22 protein-coding genes are annotated in these 25,046 nt (G+C 34.7%); 10 read left to right on the plus strand and 12 right to left on the minus strand.

What is annotated here, in order from left to right:
* Positions 1-3: 3 nt before the first annotated feature.
* The 4 genes from H3S88_RS00255 to H3S88_RS00270 form a co-directional block, all read right to left on the minus strand.
* Positions 4-1,254: a Fe-S-containing protein gene (locus H3S88_RS00255; RefSeq protein ID WP_198226522.1), complete on the minus strand. Its 1,251-nt coding sequence runs from the start codon at positions 1,252-1,254 to the stop codon at positions 4-6.
* 98 nt (positions 1,255-1,352) lie between these two features.
* Positions 1,353-1,916: an iron transporter gene (locus H3S88_RS00260; protein WP_198226520.1), complete on the minus strand. Its 564-nt coding sequence runs from the start codon at positions 1,914-1,916 to the stop codon at positions 1,353-1,355.
* Positions 1,917-2,130: 214 nt separating this feature from the next.
* On the minus strand, positions 2,131-3,330 hold the full coding sequence (locus H3S88_RS00265) for an FTR1 family protein (protein WP_198226518.1): 1,200 nt from the start codon (positions 3,328-3,330) through the stop codon (positions 2,131-2,133).
* Positions 3,331-3,345: 15 nt separating this feature from the next.
* Positions 3,346-3,984: a nitroreductase family protein gene (locus H3S88_RS00270; RefSeq protein WP_198226516.1), complete on the minus strand. Its 639-nt coding sequence runs from the start codon at positions 3,982-3,984 to the stop codon at positions 3,346-3,348.
* A 1,047-nt stretch (positions 3,985-5,031) separates the two neighbouring features.
* Here H3S88_RS00270 and H3S88_RS00275 point away from each other — a divergent pair.
* From H3S88_RS00275 to H3S88_RS00290, 4 genes are all read left to right on the plus strand, one after another.
* Complete coding sequence (locus tag H3S88_RS00275; protein WP_198226514.1) at positions 5,032-5,958, plus strand: TIGR01212 family radical SAM protein; 927 nt, start codon at positions 5,032-5,034, stop codon at positions 5,956-5,958.
* Between the two features lie 1,036 nt (positions 5,959-6,994).
* A complete protein-coding gene (locus H3S88_RS00280; protein WP_198226512.1) occupies positions 6,995-8,116 on the plus strand; it encodes a glycosyltransferase family 4 protein in 1,122 nt (373 codons plus the stop codon).
* Positions 8,109-8,912 carry a lipopolysaccharide core heptose(I) kinase RfaP gene (gene rfaP / locus H3S88_RS00285; protein WP_198226510.1) on the plus strand — a complete coding sequence of 268 codons (804 nt, stop codon included), beginning with the start codon at positions 8,109-8,111 and terminating at the stop codon, positions 8,910-8,912. The genes H3S88_RS00280 and rfaP overlap by 8 nt, the downstream gene beginning before the upstream one ends.
* A 14-nt stretch (positions 8,913-8,926) precedes the next feature.
* Positions 8,927-10,555, plus strand: a complete 1,629-nt coding sequence (locus tag H3S88_RS00290) for a DUF2813 domain-containing protein (protein WP_198226508.1) — start codon at positions 8,927-8,929, stop codon at positions 10,553-10,555.
* Between the two features lie 166 nt (positions 10,556-10,721).
* Here H3S88_RS00290 and ettA read toward each other — a convergent pair whose 3' ends face one another.
* Positions 10,722-12,389 (minus strand): energy-dependent translational throttle protein EttA, encoded by a 1,668-nt coding sequence (ettA, locus tag H3S88_RS00295; protein ID WP_065737642.1) that lies wholly within the window; start codon positions 12,387-12,389, stop codon positions 10,722-10,724.
* Positions 12,390-12,648: 259 nt separating this feature from the next.
* Positions 12,649-13,293, minus strand: a complete 645-nt coding sequence (gene nfsB, locus H3S88_RS00300; protein WP_198226506.1) for an oxygen-insensitive NAD(P)H nitroreductase — start codon at positions 13,291-13,293, stop codon at positions 12,649-12,651.
* A 606-nt stretch (positions 13,294-13,899) separates the two neighbouring features.
* On the opposite strand from nfsB, the gene leuA reads away from it, so the two are divergent.
* The 5 genes from leuA to H3S88_RS00325 all read left to right on the plus strand — a co-directional run bounded on the left by leuA (position 13,900) and on the right by H3S88_RS00325 (position 19,571).
* Complete coding sequence (gene leuA, locus H3S88_RS00305; protein WP_065737644.1) at positions 13,900-15,447, plus strand: 2-isopropylmalate synthase; 1,548 nt, start codon at positions 13,900-13,902, stop codon at positions 15,445-15,447.
* Between the two features lie 62 nt (positions 15,448-15,509).
* Positions 15,510-16,589: a 3-isopropylmalate dehydrogenase gene (gene leuB / locus H3S88_RS00310; RefSeq protein ID WP_065737645.1), complete on the plus strand. Its 1,080-nt coding sequence runs from the start codon at positions 15,510-15,512 to the stop codon at positions 16,587-16,589.
* Between the two features lie 159 nt (positions 16,590-16,748).
* Complete coding sequence (gene leuC, locus H3S88_RS00315; protein WP_198226504.1) at positions 16,749-18,149, plus strand: 3-isopropylmalate dehydratase large subunit; 1,401 nt, start codon at positions 16,749-16,751, stop codon at positions 18,147-18,149.
* An 11-nt stretch (positions 18,150-18,160) separates the two neighbouring features.
* A complete protein-coding gene (gene leuD / locus H3S88_RS00320; protein WP_198226502.1) occupies positions 18,161-18,763 on the plus strand; it encodes a 3-isopropylmalate dehydratase small subunit in 603 nt (200 codons plus the stop codon).
* 37 nt (positions 18,764-18,800) lie between these two features.
* On the plus strand, positions 18,801-19,571 hold the full coding sequence (locus H3S88_RS00325; protein ID WP_370528578.1) for a class I SAM-dependent methyltransferase: 771 nt from the start codon (positions 18,801-18,803) through the stop codon (positions 19,569-19,571).
* Positions 19,572-19,619: 48 nt separating this feature from the next.
* Here the strand turns inward: H3S88_RS00325 and H3S88_RS00330 are convergent, their stop codons facing one another.
* Genes H3S88_RS00330 through lptC form a run of 4 tightly spaced genes read right to left on the minus strand, consistent with a single transcriptional unit; the run spans position 19,620 to position 22,881 of the window.
* The gene (locus tag H3S88_RS00330; RefSeq protein WP_198226724.1) at positions 19,620-21,035 is read right to left on the minus strand and encodes an RNA polymerase factor sigma-54; all 1,416 of its coding nucleotides are present in this window, start codon (positions 21,033-21,035) and stop codon (positions 19,620-19,622) included.
* Positions 21,035-21,760 (minus strand): LPS export ABC transporter ATP-binding protein, encoded by a 726-nt coding sequence (lptB, locus tag H3S88_RS00335; RefSeq protein ID WP_198226498.1) that lies wholly within the window; start codon positions 21,758-21,760, stop codon positions 21,035-21,037. The genes H3S88_RS00330 and lptB overlap by 1 nt, the downstream gene beginning before the upstream one ends.
* A 1-nt stretch (position 21,761) precedes the next feature.
* Entirely contained in the window at positions 21,762-22,313 is a 552-nt protein-coding gene (gene lptA, locus H3S88_RS00340; RefSeq protein WP_198226496.1) for a lipopolysaccharide transport periplasmic protein LptA, read from the minus strand.
* A gap of 4 nt (positions 22,314-22,317) precedes the next feature.
* Positions 22,318-22,881 carry an LPS export ABC transporter periplasmic protein LptC gene (gene lptC, locus H3S88_RS00345; protein WP_198226494.1) on the minus strand — a complete coding sequence of 188 codons (564 nt, stop codon included), beginning with the start codon at positions 22,879-22,881 and terminating at the stop codon, positions 22,318-22,320.
* A gap of 281 nt (positions 22,882-23,162) precedes the next feature.
* Between lptC and H3S88_RS00350 the strand changes: the two genes are divergently transcribed.
* Positions 23,163-23,756: a CHAP domain-containing protein gene (locus tag H3S88_RS00350; RefSeq protein ID WP_198226492.1), complete on the plus strand. Its 594-nt coding sequence runs from the start codon at positions 23,163-23,165 to the stop codon at positions 23,754-23,756.
* A gap of 105 nt (positions 23,757-23,861) precedes the next feature.
* On the opposite strand, the gene yccX is transcribed toward H3S88_RS00350, so the two are convergent.
* Both yccX and H3S88_RS00360 read right to left on the minus strand, forming a co-directional pair.
* Positions 23,862-24,140 carry an acylphosphatase gene (yccX, locus tag H3S88_RS00355; protein WP_198226490.1) on the minus strand — a complete coding sequence of 93 codons (279 nt, stop codon included), beginning with the start codon at positions 24,138-24,140 and terminating at the stop codon, positions 23,862-23,864.
* 162 nt (positions 24,141-24,302) lie between these two features.
* Entirely contained in the window at positions 24,303-24,986 is a 684-nt protein-coding gene (locus H3S88_RS00360) for a GntR family transcriptional regulator (RefSeq protein WP_198226488.1), read from the minus strand.
* Positions 24,987-25,046: the final 60 nt, after the last annotated feature.

Here is a 25,046-nt window from a genome sequence, read left to right on the forward strand (position 1 = left end):
TCTTTATTTAAAACGACCTTTTTCAGCTTCAAGATGCGCAGGACGAATCACCATATTGCCGTCAATAATTTCATATTTAAGTGGTACTGGATTACAACCCCCAGCAAAACCAATGGTGGCAATGTTCATTACTACATCACACAAAATACAGACGACTTGATTACCACGTTGGTAATACCCACTTGCACCACAAATATCACAAGCATCAAAGCCTACACCATAGGCATTTTCGCTTTTTTTAATCACAATAAAACGAACTAAAGTACCATCGGTTGCTTGGTAGCCATAACGATGCAAATTACCATCATTGATATTATCAAGAGGGATAACAATTAGATTGTTTGCGTTGGCTGAAATCGGTTCGGCTGGCGTAAGTTCTACCCCTTTTTCAAAAATATAACGTGCTCGTGTCACTGTATAAGCCGTAATAGCAACGCCAGCCATCAAAAATAGTGAAGTTCTTCTGTCTCGAAGTAATTGCGATTTAAGTTTGCGGATTTGAGCAGGATTGCTACCCACTAACGAGGTTGTTTTTGATTTGATATAGAGCACTATCGTCAACAGCAGTAGGATTGCCATAAAAATAAATGTGAAAAAATTGACATGACCTAAAATAAAAATCACCAATTCCATCATCCATTTCTGCGAAGCAATAAACCGTCTAACGATTAAAATTTGCATGATATTAATACCATTTTGAATGGTAAAAATAATGATTGAAAGCGTTGTTACTATTGTAACTAGCCTATTGGATAACCTGCCACACAGTCGATAAGTGAATAAACCAATTAAGACACAAACCAATAGAGCAAATCCATACCCAACCCATTTAAACAAATATTCATTATTAAAAATGGACTCCATTCCGACAGCAAATTCGAATGGATAGAGCATTAAATTCGGTAAACATTGTGCCGTAATTAAACCACTAGCCAGCACAAATAACATTATAGATAAAACCTTAATCAAGGTTTTATGCCAAGATTTTTGCATCCAAATGCAAACTAATAAAGGTAACGCAATAATGACCCAAGGTATAATTACTCCAAGATCATAAAATTCACGCACCGCAAACCCTGTGTTACGTTTTAAAATGGCAAAAATTAATGCTGCAATAAATCCTAATAGAAAACCAAAGGAAATAATTTTTTTATGACAGAAGATATTTGATTTGGCAATTACTGCACTGAGTAGTGCAATCATGATTACAGAAATAAAAGTATTGTCGGTAATGTTGATAAGATATTGAAGCATAATCATTGCCTGGTTATTACAATATAGATCGGCGAGCTTAATACTCGCCATAAATCATCCTAATTTTAAAAAGCATTATACTGCTTTTTTACAACAAATTACCATGCGCGAGGGATATAATCGAAGTCCCAAGAAACTTCAATAGGTTTACTCCAGAAACGACCTTCAACTCCCGTCTCTTTATCTACATGTAATAAATAACCTTGTTTTTCTGGGTTTTCAATAATAAAGGTTACTTTATATTTACCTGCACCTTCAAGTTTGATGTTATTACCATAATGCGGGCCATCAGAGGCACTCATAGGCATAAAGTTACCTTCGGTAGTTCTATTACTGCCTTCTTTTTGAATTTTATATTTTACCGTTAAATAAGGAACAAAACTGCCCACACCATAACCTAATTTATTGCCTTCCGCAGCTGAAATATCAGCTTCAAGATGCATATCCGATTTTGATGCTGGTAAACCACCAACACCAACTGGCTCCATATCAACCGGTTGGAAATATACTGCGCCAATATGTAATGGACCAACTGTTACTTCGTCACCGATCGGAAACTCTTCAAAACCTTTTTGTTCGCCTGGGGCTGGTGCGGCTGCATGAGCAAATGAAGATAATGCAAGTATTGATGAAACACCGACAGCTATAACTAATTTTTTCATTGAAAACTCCTTTACAATTTAAATAGTGTTTTAACGATCTTATTGATCCGTTTTAAACTACTTTTGATTAACTACCTGTTATTACTCGTTGGTAACAGTACTATTGCTTTTTAGAACATCTTTTGCGTAGTCAAAATGTAGGTAACTAAAAATAGCCTGTTACTTTTCCACTTTTGCAATTCAATCATTAGGCCTTAACAAGGTGGATTTTAATTTATTGCGCTTTTATATTATTTTCACCTTTTTTGTAGTACATCACAGACAGTACTACAACAAGAACCATAATTACTTGCGGTATCAATGTTTCGACGGTTGGGTAAATGCCTAAAATTTCAACCGAGTGTATAAAATCAACTGGTGTGACAGGAATAATATCGGCTTCTTGTAACTCTTTTACACCGCCACCAGCAAAAGCTATCGCCATTACATACATAAGCATGCTTGTGCAAATAAAGAATGGTTTAAGTGGTAATCTAACTGCACCAAAGCGAATGACAAGAAAGATAAATGTTAAAATGATCGTTCCAACACCCAGACCATACCACACCATATCCATATGTTCTTTGGCATCAGCTAACATAGCTTGATAAAAGATAATGGTTTCAGCCCCTTCTCTAAATACAGCTAAGAATGCAGCAAACCCCAAAGCAAAACTGCTACCAGTAGTTACCGCGGTTTGTACTTTACCTTCCACATAACTCTTCCAAGCCTCGGCTTCAGCTTTTGAAACCATCCAGTTACTGACAAACAACAGGACAACAGTCGCCAATAACATCGCGCTACCTTCCATAATTTCTTGATTAGCACCACTTAAACCTACAATAGTATGCAAGGCAATAGCTGCAAGAATGCTTGCAAAAATGGCTACCATTGAGCTGATATATACTACTTTTAACATTGGTTTGTTATTGGTACGCACTAAATAGGCAGAAATGGCAGCAATCACCAATATGGCTTCTAAACCTTCACGGAAAATAATAATGAATGAAGCAAAAAAGACACTCAAACCACTCTCTTTTTTACCATCCAATTCGTTTGCATCTTCATGTAACATTTTTAAAATTACATCAATTTCAGCACGAACGGTTTTATTTGGTGCGCCATTGGTCATTAATCGCTTAATTTTAGCAAATTGATACTCGGTATCCGTTCCGCGCTTTCCTGAAATATAAGACATTACTGCACGTTCAACGCCATGCTTTTCATAAAAACCGAAATAGGCATTATTGACTCGTGCTTTGGCTCGTTCGGCGTCTTTCATGAAATAGATATCATAAGCATCATTTAAGATAACATCCATTTCATCAATAATTTCGTTCCAGCTTTTGTATTGTTTTTCATTAGCATAAGATGAGGGTGCAAAAGCAACCAAGCTAGCAATTAGCAATAAAGCTAACGTAAAAAACTTTTTCATAACGTCCTTTACCTTTTACTTTCCTAACAAAATCATACCTAACGGTATATCGTCTTTTGGCAATTGTAATGCTTGGCTTATTGCTTCTGACTTAATGGAATGGATATAACGAGTACTTAATTTTAAAGCAGCCGCTGCTAAATATACGTTTTGGCTCATAGCACCAACAGCGGTATAACTAAAGTTTGTGACTTCGTCTGGTTTAATATCTGTCAATGCTTTCGCATCTGAGACAAAAATTAATGAATAAGCGGCACGTTTGGTAAAGCTTTGCTGTCCAACATCACCTCGGATATCTTGCTTATTGATTTCACGCAGATAATGACCATCCCACTCATATAAAAAAGTCCCCTTTTCACTTGCAACGTAAATGCGCACATAAGGAGCTTTGCCTTTCGACATCGGAACTGTCCACCCTGTCTTACCACGGTTTAATCCACTAGCAGCCCAAAGTACTGTTGATAATTCATCATCCGTTACTTGCCCAGCAGGGAAACCACCACCTGGCGTTGATGCGCGTTTTTTTAGACTTTCAAACAGACTCATTCCATCTTTCGTTTGCGGTGTCGGTAAGGTAATATCGGCATAACAAAATGATAAAGAAAACAATGATAAAAATAGAACAGCAACGGTCTTCCGTAAACCCCAAGGCATAGCATACCTCTAACCTTTTGGTAATAATGTGGTGATATCTTATTGCTAATGATCACAATTATCAATACCAAATAATAATAATTATCATTTTTAAGCTAAATTAAAATTATTATAATAATCAATAAGGTTATCGTTAACGGTCAATGCGCTAACATCAACTTTATAGCATTAATTATGCCAATAATAAAAATACTCGTTAAATCAAAACAATTTGCTCAAAAAACAAACCAAAAAGTTGGTAAAAATTTTAATGTACTTACTTTTAATTATAAAACAAAAAGTTATAATTAGAGTGTTCCCTGTATATACAGGGATAAACCGCACCACGTAATATGTTCACCGTTTTGACAAACATGTTCCCTGTATGCACAGGGATAAATCGGCGGGCGTTAATATTACATAGCATTTTTTGCTATTCAAAAATCGCAATTCTATATTTTATTGTTAACCATTTTTTAACTGCATGAAAAATATAAATTTATCGGCAGAATCCCGTAGAATCTAATTTTAATTTCCATTAGTTTTAATTAATCAAATAAAAACATAGTGTTATATATTATGATTTTGATAAAAAATAGCCAAAAAAATCGGTAGAAATTTGTTGGTCAAGATTTTAATTATAAAACAGTATGTTATAATTGGTATGTTCCCTGTATACACAGGGATAAACCGCAGCCTGAGATATGTTTTTTATCCTCATAGCTATGTTCCCTGTATACACAGGGATAAACCGTGTTACAGTTTCAGTACCATTTGCTTTATCTGCATGTTCCCTGTATACACAGGGATTTTTGTATTATGCAAGATTTTGCTAATTTTTGTTAAAAAGTTTCAGGTTATGCCTACGTTTCAGTATAAAAATATAAAAAATTAATCTAGTTAACTGATCAATTATTTGATGGATAGCAATACGTTATCAAGAGACATAATAACTAATGTATTAAAACCATACTTCAGCAAAGTGAACAGTTAAAGTAACGTTTTGTTAGTTCTTGATGTTCATTGGTTATCTTCGTACAATAAAAAAAATTTTTATTTTGGTTTGTTATGCAATTACATTTAGTGGTTAATACGTTTGGATCCGATTTGCAGCGTCGTTATGGAGAAAAGATCTATAAATTAACGTTACATGGTGGATTTAGTTGTCCAAATCGTGATGGTACTCTTGGTGTTGGCGGTTGCACTTTTTGTAATGTTGCGTCAATTATCGATGAATCTATCCAAGTCAAATCTATTTCTGACCAGCTTGCAACCCAAGCGCATCAAATGAAAAAATCAAAGCGTTATCTTGCCTATTTTCAAGCTTATACCAGCACTTATGCCGAAGTTGAAATTCTCAAAAAGATGTATCAAGAAGCGCTCAACAGTGCCGATATTGTCGGGCTTTGTGTTGGTACTCGCCCAGATTGTGTACCTAAAGAAGCATTAGATTTACTTGCTCATTATCAAGATCAAGGTTACGAAGTTTGGTTAGAACTTGGTTTGCAAACTGCTAATGATAAAACATTACATCATATTAATCGTGGGCATACATTTGACGATTATCACCAAACGGTACAAAAAGCCCGTAAACTTGGTATAAAAGTATGTACTCATTTAATTATTGGTTTACCAAATGAGAACAAGCAAGATAGTTTAATTACGCTTGATCGCGTGTTAACCAGTGGTGTTGATGGGCTAAAACTGCATCCTTTGCATATTGTTGAAGGCAGTATTATGGCAAAAGCATGGCGAGCGGGTCGCTTAACGGTATTGTCATTAGAGGAGTATGTGGATATTGCTGGTGATATTATTCGACAAACTCCCGCTAATATTTTATATCATCGAATTTCAGCCAATGCCAGAAAACCAACTTTACTCGCCCCTGATTGGTGCGAAAATCATTGGCAATCCATGAATGCTGTCGATAACAACTTACGCCAATTTGGTGTTCAAGGTAGTGCGATTGGTGATACTTACCAATTTAAACGATAAAGAAATAACATTGATATAGTTAAATAAGCACTAATTAATTTATTAATGAATATTTTGACATTAATTAGCAACCAAATGTCGATGTAAACTATTAAGATACAATGAATTGATGTACATATGGGTTTACTTCGCGTAAGCTGTCAAAAAATTTGAAGTTAATATTGATGCAATTGCTGAATTATAAAATCAAGTTTATACACACCAGTTTATGAAAGTAATAAAAACAGATAATAAAGTTAGTGAATTTGAGGTGTTTGGTTTATTTAAAAAGCAAAATAAAAAGGTTATCTCCTGCCCACAATTAACACGTCAATTACATGATAACAAAAAATAAAATACTTACCTTTTGTTTAATCCTACTTATTAGTTCATGGTATGAGCATAAAAAATGCTGATATTGGACATTTCTATTTCAGAAAAAAATCAAACATCAAAAAATATAATTTCCTAAAGTAAAAAATAATCCACTATCAGCAAGACCGACTTATAAAACAAGTCCAACTGTAAAATTTAATTTATTACTATTAGAAATTGTTTTATTGAAAACTACTTTAATATTTTTATCAAAAAATTGATTCAAATCTGTTTTATTAATATATTGAATTAAGCGATGATTTAATTCGTGATTCATTTTATTCAACGTTTAGTTCAAAAACCGTGCAGATGCGATGGTTATTCCCTAATCATTGTATAATTAAATTTTATCCAAGTGAGTAATAAGGATTGCTTAAATTTATAAACAACATTTACTACCGAATCCATTTCAACATATTAATAATTTTTAATTTATTGTGATAAACATTCATATTTCACTAATAAGTTGAACATAGTATCACATTCATTTTTTAAGTAAATTTAATTATCTATATCGATTATCGATTAAATATAAAACCATAAAGTGATAACTTAAGGCATTTTTAGATTTTTACATACTATTTATACGAATTTAGTGAAAAATATTAATTGAATCAGCGTATTTTTGTACCTTTATTAACAACAAGTATATAATGACGTTTTATCATTTGAGATAATCTGCATGCAACTGGCTTTTTGTATTTATAAATTTTTCCCTTTTGGTGGTTTGCAACGTGATTTTTTGCAAGTTGCTACTGCTTGCCAAGCTCGTGGGCATCAAATTCGTGTTTATGTATTAGACTGGCAGGGAGATAAACCGGCGGGATTTGATATTATTATTGTTCCTAAAAAAGGGTTAACCAACCATAGTCGTAATCAAGCTTATTACCATTGGGTACAAGCGCATTTACAAGCCAATCCAGCTGATTGTGTTGTAGGATTTAACAAAATGCCGGGATTAGATGTCTATTTTGCAGGTGATACTTGTTTTGCTGAAAAAGCAGCACACAAGGGCTTTTTTTATAAACACTCTAAACGTTGCAAACACTATTTAGCCTTTGAACAAGCCGTTTTTGACCAAAGTTCAAAAACTAAAATCATGGTGTTGACTAAACAACAAACTCAAGATTTTAAAAATTATTATCATACTCAAAATGAACGATTCTTTTTATTACCACCGGGAATTGCGTTAGATCGTAAATACAGTGTTTGCTCCCCAATAAAGCGTGAACAATTTCGACAAAAAAATCAAATTAATCAAGATGATTTTGTGATAGTGCAAATTGGCTCAGATTTTAAACGTAAAGGGGTGGATCGGTCATTGAAAGCCATTGCAGCTTTAACTAATGAATCAAAACAAAAAGTCATCTATTTGGTTGTTGGGCAAGATAAACCTGAACCCTATCAAAAATTGGCTGAGGAATTAAATATTACAAAACAAGTGAGATTTTTTTCGGGTCGTGATGATATTCCTGATTTTTTATTTTCAGCCGATCTATTACTTCATCCAGCCAGACAAGAAGCCGCTGGTATGGTATTGATTGAAGCATTAGCGGCGGGCGTACCTGTTATTGTTTCAGGTATTTCTGGATATGCTTATCATATTAACCAAGCGAATGCGGGCATTGTGTTAAGTGAACCTTATCATCAAAGTGCTTTAGATCAAGCATTGGCAAAATTAATTAACGATAAAGAGCAATGGCTAAGTTGGCATAAAAATGCCATTGCCTATGGTAATAGTGAAGATTTATATCATTTAGCGCAGCGTGCAGCAGACATTATTTTAGGATGTCATCATGAATGAAATTATACTTAAATCACCTTTTGAGCAGTTATGGCAACAAAAAGATCCGTTTACTGAAGTTGAATTAATTTCAGGTAAAGTCTATCGCGCAGTCAAACAGCGTAAAACGTTAAACTTTCAATTAGAAGATGAATCATATTTTATTAAAATCCACCGCGGCACCACCGTTAAAGAGATTGTAAAGAATCTAATTTCACTACGTTTACCTGTTTTAGATGCCAAACAAGAGTGGGATGCGATTCATCGTTTAGAGCAAGCTGGCGTAAATACTATGGATGGGCGCGCATTTGGACGAAAGGGATTAAATCCACTGACACGTCACTCGTTTATTATTACCAAAGATCTTAACCCTACCATAAGTTTAGAAGATTTTACTAAGCCATGGCCAAACCAACCTCCTAGTTATCATTTAAAGCGTTCATTGATTATTTATTTAGCCAATATGACCGCTAAAATGCATGCAGCTGGAGTAAATCATCGTGACTGCTATTTGTGTCATTTTTTGCTTGATATACCGCTATTTGAAAATCATCAGCAAATTAAATTATCAGTAATCGATTTACACCGAGCCCAAATTCGCGATAAAGTACCTACTCGTTGGCGTGATAAAGATCTGATTGGACTTTATTTTTCATCAACTAAAATTGGCTTAACAAATCGGGATATTTGGCGATTTTTGAAAGTTTATTTTAATAAATCCATTAAAACAATTTTACGTGATGAGCATAAATTAATCACCAGCGCACAACAAAAAGCAGAACGAATTAGTAAACGGACACAGAAGTATCAACTTTAACATAAGGAAATACTATGTTTATTGAGCAAATTGATATTACAGGATTTCGGGGTATTAGCCAATTATCTTTGAAATTTAACGCAAGTTCCAGCGTACTAATTGGCGAGAACCGTTGGGGACGCTCAAGTTTAATTAGTGCGTTAATGTTGTTATCCCTCAACAATAAGTTTTATCAATTTGTTGATTCTGACTTTTATCATGACCAAAATCATGTTTATGGAGATCACATTAGCATCAAAATTACTTATTGTGAATCGTCCTTAAACGAGCTAGATAAGCAAGCTTATCACTCACTCATACCGGTTAGCTTTAATTCAGAACAAGATAAGTTGCGCCGTATTACTTACCATATTAGCGCCGATAAACAAGGTGATAATATTATTAGTGAGCATGTGTTGGTTGATGCAAATGGTGAGCCTTTTAATGTTGAAAATCATAAATTGTTGATCGCACATTTAATTGAACTCAACCCAATTATGGCGTTAAAAAATACAATTAATAGTGATGATTTACCCATTACCAATCAACCCTTGTCGCAATATTTTGTTGAGCAACTGTCAAATCAGTTAAAGACACATTCTTCACAATTAAGCCAAAATGAATTACAACGCGGTTTGCAAGCTGCTCGTGCACTTTTAGAATATTACTTTGTGGATCAGCAGCATCGCTATCATTATAAACAAGTGGCAAAAAAAACCAGCCCACGCAGTGAAGATTGGGATTCCCTTGAACGCATTAATAATATTTTGGATGATTTAGATGATGATTACTTACGTGCCACCTTGTTAGGAGTATTTGGGTCGCTTATTAATGCTAAAGGTAATACTGCACTTTCACAAAGTTCAGTACCCATTTTAATTTTAGAAGAGCCTGAAAGCCAAATCCACCCTATCATCTTATCGGTTGGATTTCGGTTACTCAAACATCTACCAACGCAAAAAATTATCACCTCTAATTCAAGTGATTTAGTATCACTCTTTCCATTAGATACCATTTATCGCTTGATTCGTCTACCGGATAAAATCATTGCAAAATACATTACGCCACGTTCTTTTGGAACTGATGATAGTCGTCGAATTTTGTTTCATATTTTCTATCGACGTGCCAGCGCCATATTTGCCCGTTGTTGGTTATTAGTAGAAGGCGAAACCGAAGTTTGGTTACTGCGAGAGCTCGCTGAACAGAGTGGTTATCATTTAAGTTCGGAAGGCGTACAGTTAATTGAATTTGCTCAATGCGGTTTAAAACCGTTGATAAAATACGCTAATCGAATGGGCATTCATTGGTATGTAATAACTGATGGAGATATGGCAGGTAAAAAATATGCTGATACAGTAAAATCACTATGTCCTGAAGGCAAAAATCCAAGTGATTATTTAACCGTATTACCTGCGCGCGATATTGAAAACTTCTTGTTTAAACATGGTTTTAGTGATGTTTATAAATTGGCAGCGTATAATACTGTGCAACATATTGATATGCCTGTACCTAAAATTATTCAAAAAGCGATTCATCGCAGTTCTAAACCCGATTTAGCTATTGCTGTTTGTGATGCTGCAAAATCCCGTGGCGTAAGTGCTATACCACATTTGTTAACTGATACATTTGCTAAAATTGTTAAAGCATCCAAAAATTTTGCTTAAACACTTGTTGCATCCGTATTGTTAAAAAGATTTGTTAATTAATGGGATGGATAGAATAATTATTTTAAATGTCAGTTGTAGATATAGCGATTGTGTCTAATTATTTCTTGTTTATTAGTATTCCGCCGAATCATCATCGGCGGATAAGCTTAATTAATAATATCAACTATTTCGTAATACGTTTGTATTTAGCACGTTTTGGTTCGACAGCTTCTGCACCTAAAGTACGCTTTTTCCACTCTTCATATTCAGTAAAGTTACCTTCAAAGAACTCAACATGCCCTTCGTCTTGGTAATCCAAAATATGCGTTGCAATACGGTCAAGGAACCAACGGTCATGCGAAATCACTAAGGCACAGCCCGGAAACTCTAATAACGCATTTTCAAGCGCACGTAATGTTTCAACATCTAGGTCATTGGTCGGTTCATCGAGCAATAACACATTACCACCAACTTGTAATAATTTGGCTAAATGTACTCGTCCACGTTCACCACCGGAAAGTTCTCCAACACGTTTTTGCTGATCAACGCCTTTAAAATTAAAGCGACCAACATAAGCACGGCTTGGTATTTCGAAATTACCGATACGCATAATATCTTGTCCGTTGGATATTTCATCCCAAACGGTTTTTTTATCATCCATACTATCGCGGAACTGATCAACCGACGCTAATTGTACTGTATCACCTAAGGTAATAGTACCTGAATCTGGCTGCTCTTTACCTGACAACATTCTAAATAGCGTTGATTTACCGGCACCATTTGGACCAATGATCCCCACAATTGCCCCTTTTGGAATAGTGAATGAAAGATTATCAATCAGTACGCGATCACCATAAGATTTACTTAAATTGCTTACTTCGATAACTTTGTCACCTAAACGTTGCCCAGGTGGAATAAAGAGTTCGTTTGTTTCGTTACGTTTTTGGTAATCGTTGCTGTTTAACTCTTCAAATCTAGCTAAACGGGCTTTACTCTTCGCTTGGCGACCTTTTGGATTTTGTCTTACCCATTCAAGCTCTTTTTCAATCGATTTACGACGTGCTGATTCGGTTGCCGCTTCTTGCGCTAAGCGCTGATCTTTTTGTTCAAGCCAAGATGAATAGTTACCTTCCCATGGAATACCCTCACCACGGTCAAGCTCTAAAATCCATCCCGCAACATTATCTAAGAAGTAACGGTCATGAGTTACAGCAACAACGGTTCCTTCATAATCATGTAGAAAACGTTCAAGCCAAGCTACAGATTCAGCATCCAGATGGTTAGTTGGTTCATCAATTAATAACATGTCTGGTTTTTCAAGCAATAACTGACAGATAGCGACACGACGACGCTCACCACCTGATAAATTTTCAATTTTCGCATCCCAATCAGGTAAACGTAAAGCATCGGCGGCACGCTCTAATTGGTTATCTAAATTGTGGGCATCTTGCGATTGAATAATTGCTTCAAGCTCTGCTTGTTCTTTGGCTAATTTATCAAAATCGGCATCAGGATCAGCATAAGCGGCATAAACTTCATCTAGTCGAGCGAGTGCTTTTTTTGCATCACCAACAGCCTGTTCAATCGCCTCGCGTACAGTTTGCTTAGGATCGAGCTTAGGTTCTTGAGGTAAATAACCGATTTTAATATCGGGTTGTGGGCGAGCTTCGCCTTCAATCTCAGTATCCACACCCGCCATAATGCGTAATAGTGTAGATTTACCTGCACCATTTAAACCGAGTACCCCAATTTTGGCACCCGGAAAGAAACTTAAAGAGATATCTTTTAAAATATAGCGTTTAGGGGGAACAATCTTCCCTACGCGATTCATGGTATAGACATATTGTGCCATAAAACATCATCCGTTTAATTAATTAAAACTAGCAACCTATTGTATTGCTAAATAATTGATGGCGTATATTGTAATGATTCTATCTGTATGGTCTAGGGTTATTTTTTTATAATGACAAATTTATACCAGAACAACAACAAATGACTGAAGATATCTTCTTAAAATCTGACAATTATTTTCAATAAATAGTACCGGTCTTTTTAAATTATCCCACCCATTATTGGACGGGATAATCATAAATATTACTTTATTTTAATATTTATAAAAAAGTAAAAATCTGTTCTTTTGGTAGACGTGATTTAGGACGATGCGCATTACCATCATTTTCAGATCGATAACCTAGAGTCGCAATCACTAAACTTTTTAATCCTTTTGCTTTTAAATCTAAAATCTCATCCATTTTTTCAGAATCAAATCCTTCAACGGCTGTTGAATCAATACCAATAGCAGCTGCTGCAAAAAGCAATTGCCCTAAAGCGAGATAGGCTTGTTTACCCTCCCAACATTGCTGAGATTGAGGAGTTGAACTATTTAAATTAACAAAATAACGTCTACCTTGATCCTGAGCATCCTTTAATTCTGCGGTTGGTATACGCCCATCTTTTTCTTCTTGATTTAATAAATTAACCAAATGTGCTTCATCTAATGGCGTTTTAATACAAAAAACAATAGTGTGCGATGAGTCTGTGACCCGAGGTTGGTTAAACTCAGCAATTGCCGGTAAAATTTTATTTTTAACGGTATCATTATCAATCACAAAAAAATGCCATGGCTGAGAATTGACTGATGATGGACTGTTTCGTAAAACCGTTAATAATTGTTCAAGTTTCTCTTTAGGGATTTTTTTAGTCTTATCATAATGTTTGGTTGTGTAACGATTTTGGGAAATCTCGACAATATTCATATCATAACTCCATCTTAATGATTGTTAATGAAAGGTAACTTAAAGATTTTTAAAATTAGATTAATTAGATACGCTTGTCAAATTTATGAATTGGATAACAATTAAAATAACTAAAGTAATGAGTATATTTTTAATAAACATTGATTAATATTGTGCACACATTTTGTTCAATTATAATGTAATTGTTGCTTAAATGATATCTCTGTATAGGGTGACATAAAAAATCCATTAAACAGGTAAACTAGCATGGCTAATAATAATGAACAATTGTTATTAACGCATACAAAATTTTTACCCAATAATTAGTACGTTAAAAGTAATACTCTATAAATATTAATCTTGACATTTAAACTATTATTTGATAAAAATGATGTTAATATTTTGACCAATTTAAATTAACTAGTTTGAGAGTTTTAATGATTAAAACAAATTACCTTTTGCTCACTCTCCTCCTCGCATCTTATTGCGCGGATACCTTGTGTGTGGAGTAAAGATAATTTATTAAATAACTCGACTAATTAACAAGAACCCGCGCTAAAGTGCGGGTTTTTTGTTTTCTTAACTTGAAATATCGCAATAGCGCTAGAATATACAAAGGATAAAACAATGAGCGATCAAGTCATTATTTTTGATACAACATTACGCGATGGCGAACAAGCGTTACAGGCCAGTTTAAGTGTTAAAGAAAAATTACAAATAGCGCTTGCGTTAGAAAGAATGCATGTTGATATTATGGAAGTTGGTTTTCCTATTTCATCTCCTGGTGATTTTGAATCGGTGCAAACTATCGCAAAAACAATAAAAGATAGTCGTGTTTGTGCACTATCTCGTTGTATTGACAAAGATATTGATGTTGCAGCAGAAGCCTTAAAAGTTGCTGATCAATTTCGAATTCATACTTTTATGGCTACTTCAACCTTACATGTGCAAGACAAATTAAAAATGACATTTGAAGATGTCATTGATAGGGCTGTGCACTGTATTAAACGTGCACGTAATTATACTAATGATGTGGAGTTTTCTTGTGAAGATGCAGGCCGTACCCCAATTGATAACTTATGTCGGATTGTTGAAGCAGCAATTCAAGCAGGGGCAACAACGATCAATATTCCGGATACTGTCGGTTATACTGTCCCTTATCAATTTGGTGGCATTATTCGTACCTTATTTGAACGTGTCCCGAACATTGATAAAGCGATTATCTCTGTTCATTGTCATGATGACTTGGGCATGTCGGTGGCTAACTCGATTAGCGCGATTCAAGAAGGCGCTAGGCAGATTGAAGGCGCGATGAATGGTTTAGGTGAACGAGCGGGCAATACAGCCTTAGAAGAAGTGATTATGGCGATTAAAGTTCGTCAAAATATTTTAAATGTTCACACTAATATCAATCATCAAGAAATATATCGTACCAGCCAAATCGTAAGCCAAATTACTAATACACCAATACCGTCTAATAAGGCGGTTATTGGTAGTAATGCCTTTGCACACTCATCAGGAATTCATCAAGATGGGGTATTAAAAAACCGCGAAACTTATGAAATCATGACGCCTGAATCAATTGGATTAAACCAAATTCAATTGAATCTAACTTCACGCTCAGGAAGAGCCGCTGTGAAACACCGTTTAGAAGAACTTGGTTATCATGATAAAGACTATAACTTAAATCAAGTCTATGAAGCATTTCTAGAACTTGCCGATAAAAAAGGGCAAGTCTTTGACTACGACCTTGAAGCACTTATCTTTATTAATCAACTAAAAGATGACAAAGAGCATTATGTTTTGGATTATTTTAATGTCCAATCTGGCTCAACAGTTGTCTCAACAGCTTCGGTTAGCTTAATCGTTGGGGATAAAAAATTTTCCGATGCAGCAACGGGTAATGGTCCTGTTGATGCGGTATATCAAGCAATAAATCGAATTACTAATGAGCCTATAGCAATTGTTAAATATCAACTCGCTTCCAAAGGGCAAGGCGAAAATGCTTTAGGTCAAGTTGATATTGTTGCAGAATATAAAGGGCGCAATTTCCATGGTGTAGGATTAGCTACCGATATTGTTCACGCATCGGCATTAGCATTAATTAATGTTTTAAATAATGTTTATCGAGCAAATCAAGTAGCACAAGAAAAACAAAAATTACATCTTGTTTAATATTATCTTGTGATTTAAGAAGCAAAGTTAATCAATTCATTAAATTGTTAAGGAATAAGAAAATGACACAAAGTTACCATATTGCAGTACTACCCGGCGACGGTATTGGCCCAGAAGTAATGAAACAAGCCTATAAAGTACTTGAAGTCATCCGTAAAAAATATAATTTAGCTATAACAACCAGTGAATATGATGTTGGTGGCGCTGCAATTGATATTCATGGTTGCCCATTACCCAAAGATACGTTAGAAGGCTGTGAAAAAGCCGATGCAATTTTATTCGGTTCAGTAGGTGGGCCTAAATGGACTAATTTACCGCCAGATCAACAACCAGAACGTGGTGCTTTATTGCCATTACGTAAACACTTTAAATTATTTGCTAATATGCGCCCTGCCCGTTTATACCAAGGTTTAGAGGATCTTTGTCCATTACGAGCGGATATTGCAGAACGCGGATTTGATATTTTGTGTATGCGTGAATTAACAGGCGGCATCTATTTTGGTTTACCTAAAGGACGTGAAGGCAGTGGTGCTCAAGAAAAAGCTTATGATACCGAAGTATATCACCGCTTTGAAATTGAGCGGATTGCTAAAATGGGCTTTGAAGCTGCGCGTTTACGTCGTAAAAAAGTGACTTCTGTTGATAAAGCTAATGTACTACAAACCTCAATTTTATGGCGTGAAGTTGTGACAGAAGTTGCAAAAAATTATCCTGATGTTGCTCTTGAACACATGTATATTGACAACGCCACCATGCAATTAGTAAAAGATCCTTCACAATTTGATGTAATTTTGTGTTCTAATTTATTTGGTGATATTTTATCGGATGAATGCGCAATGATTACTGGTTCTATGGGAATGTTACCATCTGCAAGTCTTAATGAGCAAGGTTTTGGATTATACGAACCTGCTGGTGGTAGTGCACCAGATATTGCTGGTAAAAATATAGCTAATCCTGCTGCACAAATCTTGTCATTAGCGTTGTTAGTTCGTTACAGTTTAAAACGCGATGATATTGCTACAGCGATTGAAACGGCCGTTAATCAAGCATTAGAAAAAGGCTATCGTACAATTGATCTTGCCCAAAAACAGCAATCGATTTCAACCGATGAAATGGGTGATATTATTTGTAAACTTATTTAATAGTTTTTGATCAATCCAATTAAGGGATATTTGAGTATTGGTGGCTTGTCACTCTTTAATATCCCTTTTCAGGTTTTAATGATTATTTAACTGTTAGAGAATGATATATGTTAGTTAATTTTTTAGTACCCGTTATAAGAAATAACAAGGAAAACAGCAATGTCAAAAACACTGTATCAAAAATTGTATGATGCACATGTCGTTTACGAAGCGCCTAATGAGACGCCTATCTTATATATCGATCGTCATTTAGTTCATGAAGTTACCTCCCCGCAAGCATTTGATGGTTTACGAGCCATGAATCGTAAAGTACGTCAACCTAATAAAACTTTTGCGACGATGGATCATAATACTTCAACTAAAAGTAATGATCTTAGCGCTTGTAGTGAAATGGCTCGAATTCAATTAACCGAACTGGATAAAAATGCCAAAGAATTTGGGATTTCATTATATGGTTTACAAAGCCCATTACGCGGTATTGTTCATGTGGTAGGACCAGAACAAGGAATAACTTTACCAGGAATGACCATTGTATGCGGTGACTCCCATACAGCTACACACGGGGCTTTTGGTGCATTAGCATTTGGTATTGGTACTTCGGAAGTTGAACATGTGTTAGCAACCCAAACGCTAAAACAGGGTCGAGCCAAAACCATGAAAATTGAAGTTAAAGGGCATGTTGCCGATGGTATTACCGCAAAAGATATTATTTTAGCAATTATTGGTAAAACAACGAGTGCGGGTGGTACTGGACATGTGGTTGAGTTTTGTGGTGAAGCAATAAAAGCCTTATCTATGGAAGGCCGTATGACATTATGTAATATGGCAATTGAAATGGGCGCGAAAGCGGGCATTATCGCACCCGATGAAGTTACCTTTGAATATTTGAAAGGTCGTCAATTTTCGCCAAAAGGTGAAGACTTTGACAAAGCAGTCGCTTATTGGAAAACATTAAAAACAGATGAAGGTGCCCATTTTGATACCATTGTAACGTTAGAAGGTAAAGATATTGCGCCACAAGTAACATGGGGTACTAATCCTGGTCAGGTAACTTCGATTGATGCTCAAGTACCAAACCCTAATGATTTTACTGATCCTATTGAGAAACATTCAGCAGAACGTGCTTTAGCTTACATGGGATTAACAGCTGGAACTAAAATGTCGGACATAAAAATTAATAAAGTCTTCATCGGTTCATGTACTAATTCACGTATTGAAGATTTACGTGCTGCGGCTCAAATTGCTAAAGGTCGTAAAGTTGCCGATGGAGTGCAAGCATTGGTCGTTCCTGGATCAGGGCCTGTTCGAGAGCAAGCAGAAGCTGAAGGGTTAGATAAAATTTTTATTGAAGCTGGTTTTGAATGGCGTTTACCGGGCTGTTCAATGTGTTTAGCGATGAATGATGATAAATTGGCACCGGGCGACCGCTGTGCATCAACCAGTAACCGTAATTTTGAAGGTCGTCAAGGTCGTGATGCCCGTACGCATTTAGTCAGTCCTGCTATGGCAGCAGCGGCAGCTATTACTGGTCATTTTACTGATATTCGCAAATCATTTTAAGGAGGCTCGTCATGGCTAAATTTACAAAACATACCGGACTAGTCGTACCTTTAGATGCGGCTAACGTTGATACTGATGCAATTATCCCTAAACAGTTTTTACAAAAAGTAACCCGTACTGGCTTTGGTAAACATGCATTTCATGAATGGCGCTTTTTAGATGATGCTGGTCAGCAACCAAATCCCGATTTCGTACTGAACAAACCACGTTATAAAGGCGCAAGTATTTTATTAGCACGCGAAAATTTTGGTTGTGGTTCATCACGTGAACATGCGCCATGGGCACTTGCCGATTATGGTTTTAAAACCATCATTGGTTCAAGTTTTGCTGATATTTTTTACAATAACTCGTTTAATAATCAGTTACTATTAGTTAATTTATCAGAAGAAGATGTTGATGAATTATTTAAAATTGTTGAAGCTAACGAAGGGATAGAATTTACTATCGATCTGGTTAACGAAGTCGTGATTGCTGGCGATAAACAATATTCATTTAAAATTGATGCATTTAAACGTCACTGTTTATTAAATGGTTTGGATAATATTGGATTAACCTTACAGCATGAAGATGCGATTAGCGCATTTGAAAACAAAATTCCAACCTTTTTAGCTTAATTATTTAAGGCGCCCTTTTGGCGCCAAATTATGGGAAATCGCTATGGCAACACATCACGATCATGTAAAACAGCAATTTGGTGAACAAGCTAATGCCTATTTGACCAGTAAAGTTCACGCCCAAGGTCCCGATCTACAATATTTATCTAACCTGCTTGCTAACTATCCTGAAGCTCAATTACTTGATATGGGTTGCGGTGCAGGTCATGTTAGTTTTATTGCCGCACAGCATGTAAAACACGTTATCGCTTATGATCTATCCGATGAAATGTTATCTGTCGTTTCTCAAACAGCTAAGGAACGAGGTTTAAATAATCTAACCACAGTACAAGGTTATGCCGAACAGCAACCTTTTGCTGATAGTCAATTTGATATTGTCGCAAGTCGCTATTCCGCACATCATTGGCACGATGTGGGTAAAAGTTTACGTGAATTACATAGGATCACTAAACCAAATGGCAAATTGATAATTATGGATGTGGTATCCCCCGGACATCCAGTATTAGATATCTGGTTACAAACCATTGAAGCGTTGCGTGATACATCACATGTTCGTGACTATACGGCAGGTGAATGGTTAACTTTTTTGACCGAAGCTGGTTTTACTATCGATAATATTGCTCGTCATCGTTTAACACTCTCTTTTGATACATGGGTTAAACGCATGCGTACACCAACTCAATTAGTGGAAGCAATTAGAGCTTATCAAGAAACAGCTGCTAGTGATACAAAAAACTATTTTGAACTGCAACCTGATGGCTCATTTACTACAGATATGATGATTATTGAAACCAGTAGAATTGTTTGATTTATCAATTCAAATGGTTAGATAACAGCTTTGTAATTAGTCTGTCGCTCAAAGCTGTTTTCGCTGACTCGATGGTGGAATTGACAAACTTTCGCGATATTTGGCCACGGTTCTTCGAGCAATAATAATCCCTTGTTTTTCTAACATTGAAACTAATTTACTGTCGCTCAATGGTTTTTTACTGTCTTCTGTGGATATATATTTTTTAATTAAAGCACGAATAGCAGTAGACGATGCTTCGCCCCCAGATTCAGTATTAACATGGCTTGAAAAAAAGAATTTTAGTTCAAATATTCCTGTTGGACACTGTAAATATTTTTGAGTAGTCACACGAGAAATCGTGGATTCATGCATATCAATCGCTGTAGCAACATCCGACAAAATCATCGGTTTCATATATTCTGCACCATACTCAAAAAATTCTTGTTGGTGTTCAACTATAAATTGGCTGACTTTCAACAAGGTTTCATTACGATTTTCAATACTTTTAATAAACCAATTGGCATCTTGCAGATGTGATTTTATATATTGACTATCGCTTTGACTGGCAATTTTTTCCATTGCTGCATATTGCTGATTAATGCGTAAAGTCGGCATGGTGTCATTATTTAAATCAACAATCCATCGCCCATTCATTTTTCTGACTAATACATCTGGAATCACATAATCTGGGGAAGCGGTATTAACCGAATCACCCGGATAAGGCTGTAAATGCTGAATAAAATCGATAGATTCTTTAAGTTGTTCATCTGTTGCATTCAACATTTTTTTTAATGTTCGATAATCGCGAACTGCCAATAAATCAAGATAGTCATCAATGATTTGCTTAACAAATGTTGGTGGCGTCAAATATTGAATTTGGATAGATAAACACTCTTGTAGCGTTCTGGCACCAACACCGATTGGGTCAAAATGCCAAATTCGTTTTAAAACAGTTTCAACTTCTTCAAGTTCAATCTCATCATTACCTTGTTCTTCCAAGATTTCATCTAATGAAACTGTCAAATAACCTCTTTCATCAATCGCATCGATAATTGACACCGCAATGGCACGATCAATGTCGCTAAAAGGGGTTAAATCAAGTTGCCATTTTAAATAGTCATACAATGTTTCATGGGTTTCACCTTGGTAAACCGGTAACTCATCATTACGATAATCAGAATGAGTTCCAGAAGGCGTACCTGCCGTATAAATATCATCTAATGATGCATCAAGTGGGATGTCGTCTGGAATTTCTCGGCTATCTAAGGCTTCACGAGTGTCAACATTTTCATTTAACTCAATTTTCTCAATATTTACTTCATTATATTGATCTGCAATCTCAAGTAATGGATTATTTTCAAGTGCTGTTTGAATTTCTTGCTGTAATTCTAACGTTGACAACTGCAACAATCGAATGGCTAGTTGAAGTTGAGGTGTCATTGACAACTGTTGAGAAATTTTCAGTTGTAAACTCGGTCTTATCATAATCTAAATTCATTTCCTAAGTAAACGCGTTTAACATATTCGTTACTTAAGATATCACTTGGTGAACCTTCAGCAATTAAATGTCCTTTATTTACAATATAAGCACGTTCACAGACATCCAACGTTTCGCGCACATTGTGGTCTGTGATTAATACGCCAAGTCCTCTATCGCGTAAATGCTTAATAATATTTTTAATATCAATAACCGATATAGGATCAACTCCAGCGAAAGGTTCATCAAGTAAAATAAATTTAGGGTTAGCCGCTAACGCTCTGGCAATTTCAACTCTACGTCTTTCACCACCCGATAAAGATTGTCCGATACTGTCACGTATATGGGTGATATGAAATTCTTCAAGAAGTTCTTCTGCTCGGTCAATTTTTTCGCTTTTATCAATATCATTACGTGTTTCTAAAATGGCCATAATATTGTCAATAACCGAGAGTTTTCTGAAAATTGAAGCTTCTTGCGGTAAATATCCAATTCCCTTTTGGGCTCGTTCATGTAAAGGTAATATACTTATATCATGATCATCAAGAAATATTTTACCTGCATTTAAAGTTACAATACCAACAACCATATAAAAAGTGGTGGTTTTACCAGCACCATTAGGTCCTAATAAACCAACAATTTCACCTGAGTTTACAGTTAAACTGACATCTTCAACCACACGACGTTTCTTGTAAATTTTGGCTAAATTTTCCGCTTTTAAAATTGACATTTTATTTATTTATCTCTTTAACTTGGCTAGGGATAATAGTACTTTTTACTCGACCATTTTTGGGTTGGGCGAGTATCAACTGTTGTTTTACATTATAAGTAATGATTGAACTAACCACGTGATTATCCTGCTGAAATAATTCTGCATTGTTCCGTAAGGTGACAATATTTTGTTTAACATCATAGATAATTTGTTCGGAATGCCCAGTCACAACATTATTATTTTGAGGTAATATTTGCTTAAAATTTACTGGATTACCATACGCTGTAATTTTCTGTTTTGTGGAATCCTGCATATCTGTCACTATCACTTTATCAGCTAAAATAGTTAAACCATCTTGGGTTATTTGCACATTACCACTAAATGTTATGATATTTTTATCAATATCAATCTGTTGATTATCTGCATCTATAGTAATAGGTTTATTATTAACTAACATCTTTTTATCTTTTTGTTCTTCGGATATTGATGTATTTGGTTCATCGGCAAAACACCCATATGAAATAAATAACATAAAAAATAATGGATAAATAAACCGTTTTTGCAATCTCATTTTTTTATTTTGCCTCAGTGTTGTAATAAGTTTTTATATTTTCAAGTATATTTGCGGTTTTTGTTCGTAGATTTCCAATTAATCCTTGCCCTGTTGAAAAAAAACCAACCCCTTTAATAGTAACAAGATCTTTAGAGGTGACATTTTGGGTCGTTAAGTCAATAATAGCATTATCTGTTAATACATGCTGTAACTGAGCATCAGTAGTTAAATTATCTAATTGAACATTTTGATTAAGATAAATCAATTTATCATTGGTTAATGTTGCTTTTTGAGAATGAATATTCCATGTAGCAGAATGTTCCCGATCATAAATAGTCAAATTGGGGAAATCAAATTCAGTATTATTTGATTCATCAAAATGTTTGACTTTAACTGATTCAATTTTATAGATGATCTCTCCTGATATGTCATAAATATTTGTTATCATATCATCACTTTGATATATTGGCGTATCCGATAAGCTGATTGTTGACATTGAATCTGAATCATCATCTTTCTGATAATTATAATAAACACCAACCACCACAATGATAAGTAAGATATAGATTAAATTTTTTTTATTCATAGCATATTTTTATCACACGAATAAGTTTAATCAATAACAAGGATAAATCGTTATCTTTAAGTTCTGTAATTTGGTTATTTTACTTTATTTTTTATTAAATTAATATCTGACATTAAAAGAAGTTAAGTAATCTCAAAATAATAATTGAAAATATTGATAATTTACTTATAAATTTTCTTTTTACTATAAAACAGATAACTTTTAATGATAATATACAACACATTCAAGGATTAGAACATTCTTCGTTTTTAAGATAAAAAGATATGTAAAAGGGATCCCTGATGTTATTAAGTTTTAAAAAAATTGTTTTTTCAATAATTGTTTTATTAATGTTATTGGGTATTGGTTTTTATCATTTTGTTTATGCTGATTTAAATGTTGATGAAAGTAAAATTGGCATGGTTGTTGATGAATTCAATGGTGTTAAAGTTTATTATAATGGCGCAGTAAACCATGTAAGTGGTAGAAATGTAGCAAAAGATGGTTATAATTTAGGGTTGAAGTATCAGTGTGTTGAGTTTATTAAACGTTACTATTACGAACGGTTTAATCATAAAATGCCTGACAGTTATGGCCATGCTAAAGATTTTTTTGATGATTCGATACCAGATGGAGCTCTCAATCCTAAACGGAATTTACTTCAATTCCATAATGGCTCTCCCACTAAACCTCAAGTTGACGATATTATTGTCTTAGGTTGGTCTAGATATGGTCATGTAGCCATCATCAGTAAAGTTACTGACACTGATATTGAGATCGTTCAGCAAAATCCCGGCCCTACTGCTAGTAGTCGAGCTACTTTTCCGCTAATTTATAAAGATGGGTTATGGAAAATAGATGCCTTTCGTGTTTTAGGTTATTTACGTAAGCGTTAAAAGCCAATTTAATAATATTTTATATTAATTAACAATCTAAGTATTATTTAGAAAAACTGGGTGACTACCATTAAAAATCATCTAAAATTAACTTATTTAAATAAATTAATATCGGATATAAAAAGAAGTTAAATCGTTTTTAGGTGCTAATTCACAAATATTAATATTGCTAATTCGGGCAGAAGAAGGACCCCCTTGGTTAAGCCACTCAGTGAATTTAGTTATTTGCAAACTATCTCCTTGAATAAGAATTTCAACATCACCATTATCCAAATTTTTAACGTAGCCAAATAAACCCTGTTTTTTTGCTTGTTGATGAGTAAAAAAACGAAATCCAACCCCTTGTACCCGTCCACTCACTTGAATTTTTAATTGTTTAATCATATTACAACTTTACCTTGGTTTTTCAGATCAAAAAATATTATAGCGTGATAATGATAACCAGTAATTTTATTAATTTTTTTAACTAAATAAGCTAAAGATATGAATATAAAAATTAATAAATGATCAGGTTTTACAATCAAAAAAGATAAGATAATATCAGTATTAATCAACAAACCATTCATTTTTTTGTTGCGATACAATTGTTATAGTTTGTAGAATCGCTGACAAATGCTCATGTAAAGCCTGTACTGCAAGCTCTGGATCATGATTTTCCAGTGCAATTAAAATTTTTTCATGTTGTTTAACTAGATCTTCCGGTGGAGAGACATCTTCTAATGTTAAATATCTTACTCTATCCATCATTGCTTTGATATTTTCAACTGTTTGCCATGCCATCGGGCAATCAATTACATTCATTAATATTTGATGAAACTCGTCATCTTTTTCCAAAAAATAGCTTATGTCTTTACGTTCATTGGCTTGTTTTTGTTCCGCAAGATTTTTTTGCAACAGTAAAATGTCAGATTGGCTAATCTCTATAGCTGCCCGCTTGATGATGGCGCATTCAACTGCTTCACGGATAAATTGCCCATCCATCACTTTCTTGATAGAAATTTTCGTTACAAATGTGCCACGTTGGGGAAGAATTTGTACAAGACCAGCTTCAGCTAGTTTAATAAATGCTTCACGGACAGGTTGGCGAGAAACATTGAATTGACTGGAAATTTCTTTTTCTGAAAGTAAAACACCAGGTAATACATAACAAGTAATAATAGCTTTTCGTAATGTACGATAAATTTGTTGATTAACAGGTTCAGAAATATTTAAGTCGATAGATTTAAACATATACCATCTTATTTAAAAGAATAAATAATTAAGAATAGTAGGTGATTTTTAAGTATAAGA

The organism is Gilliamella sp. B14448G11, from assembly GCF_016101765.1.
In the GTDB taxonomy this organism is placed as follows: domain Bacteria; phylum Pseudomonadota; class Gammaproteobacteria; order Enterobacterales; family Orbaceae; genus Gilliamella; species Gilliamella apicola_N.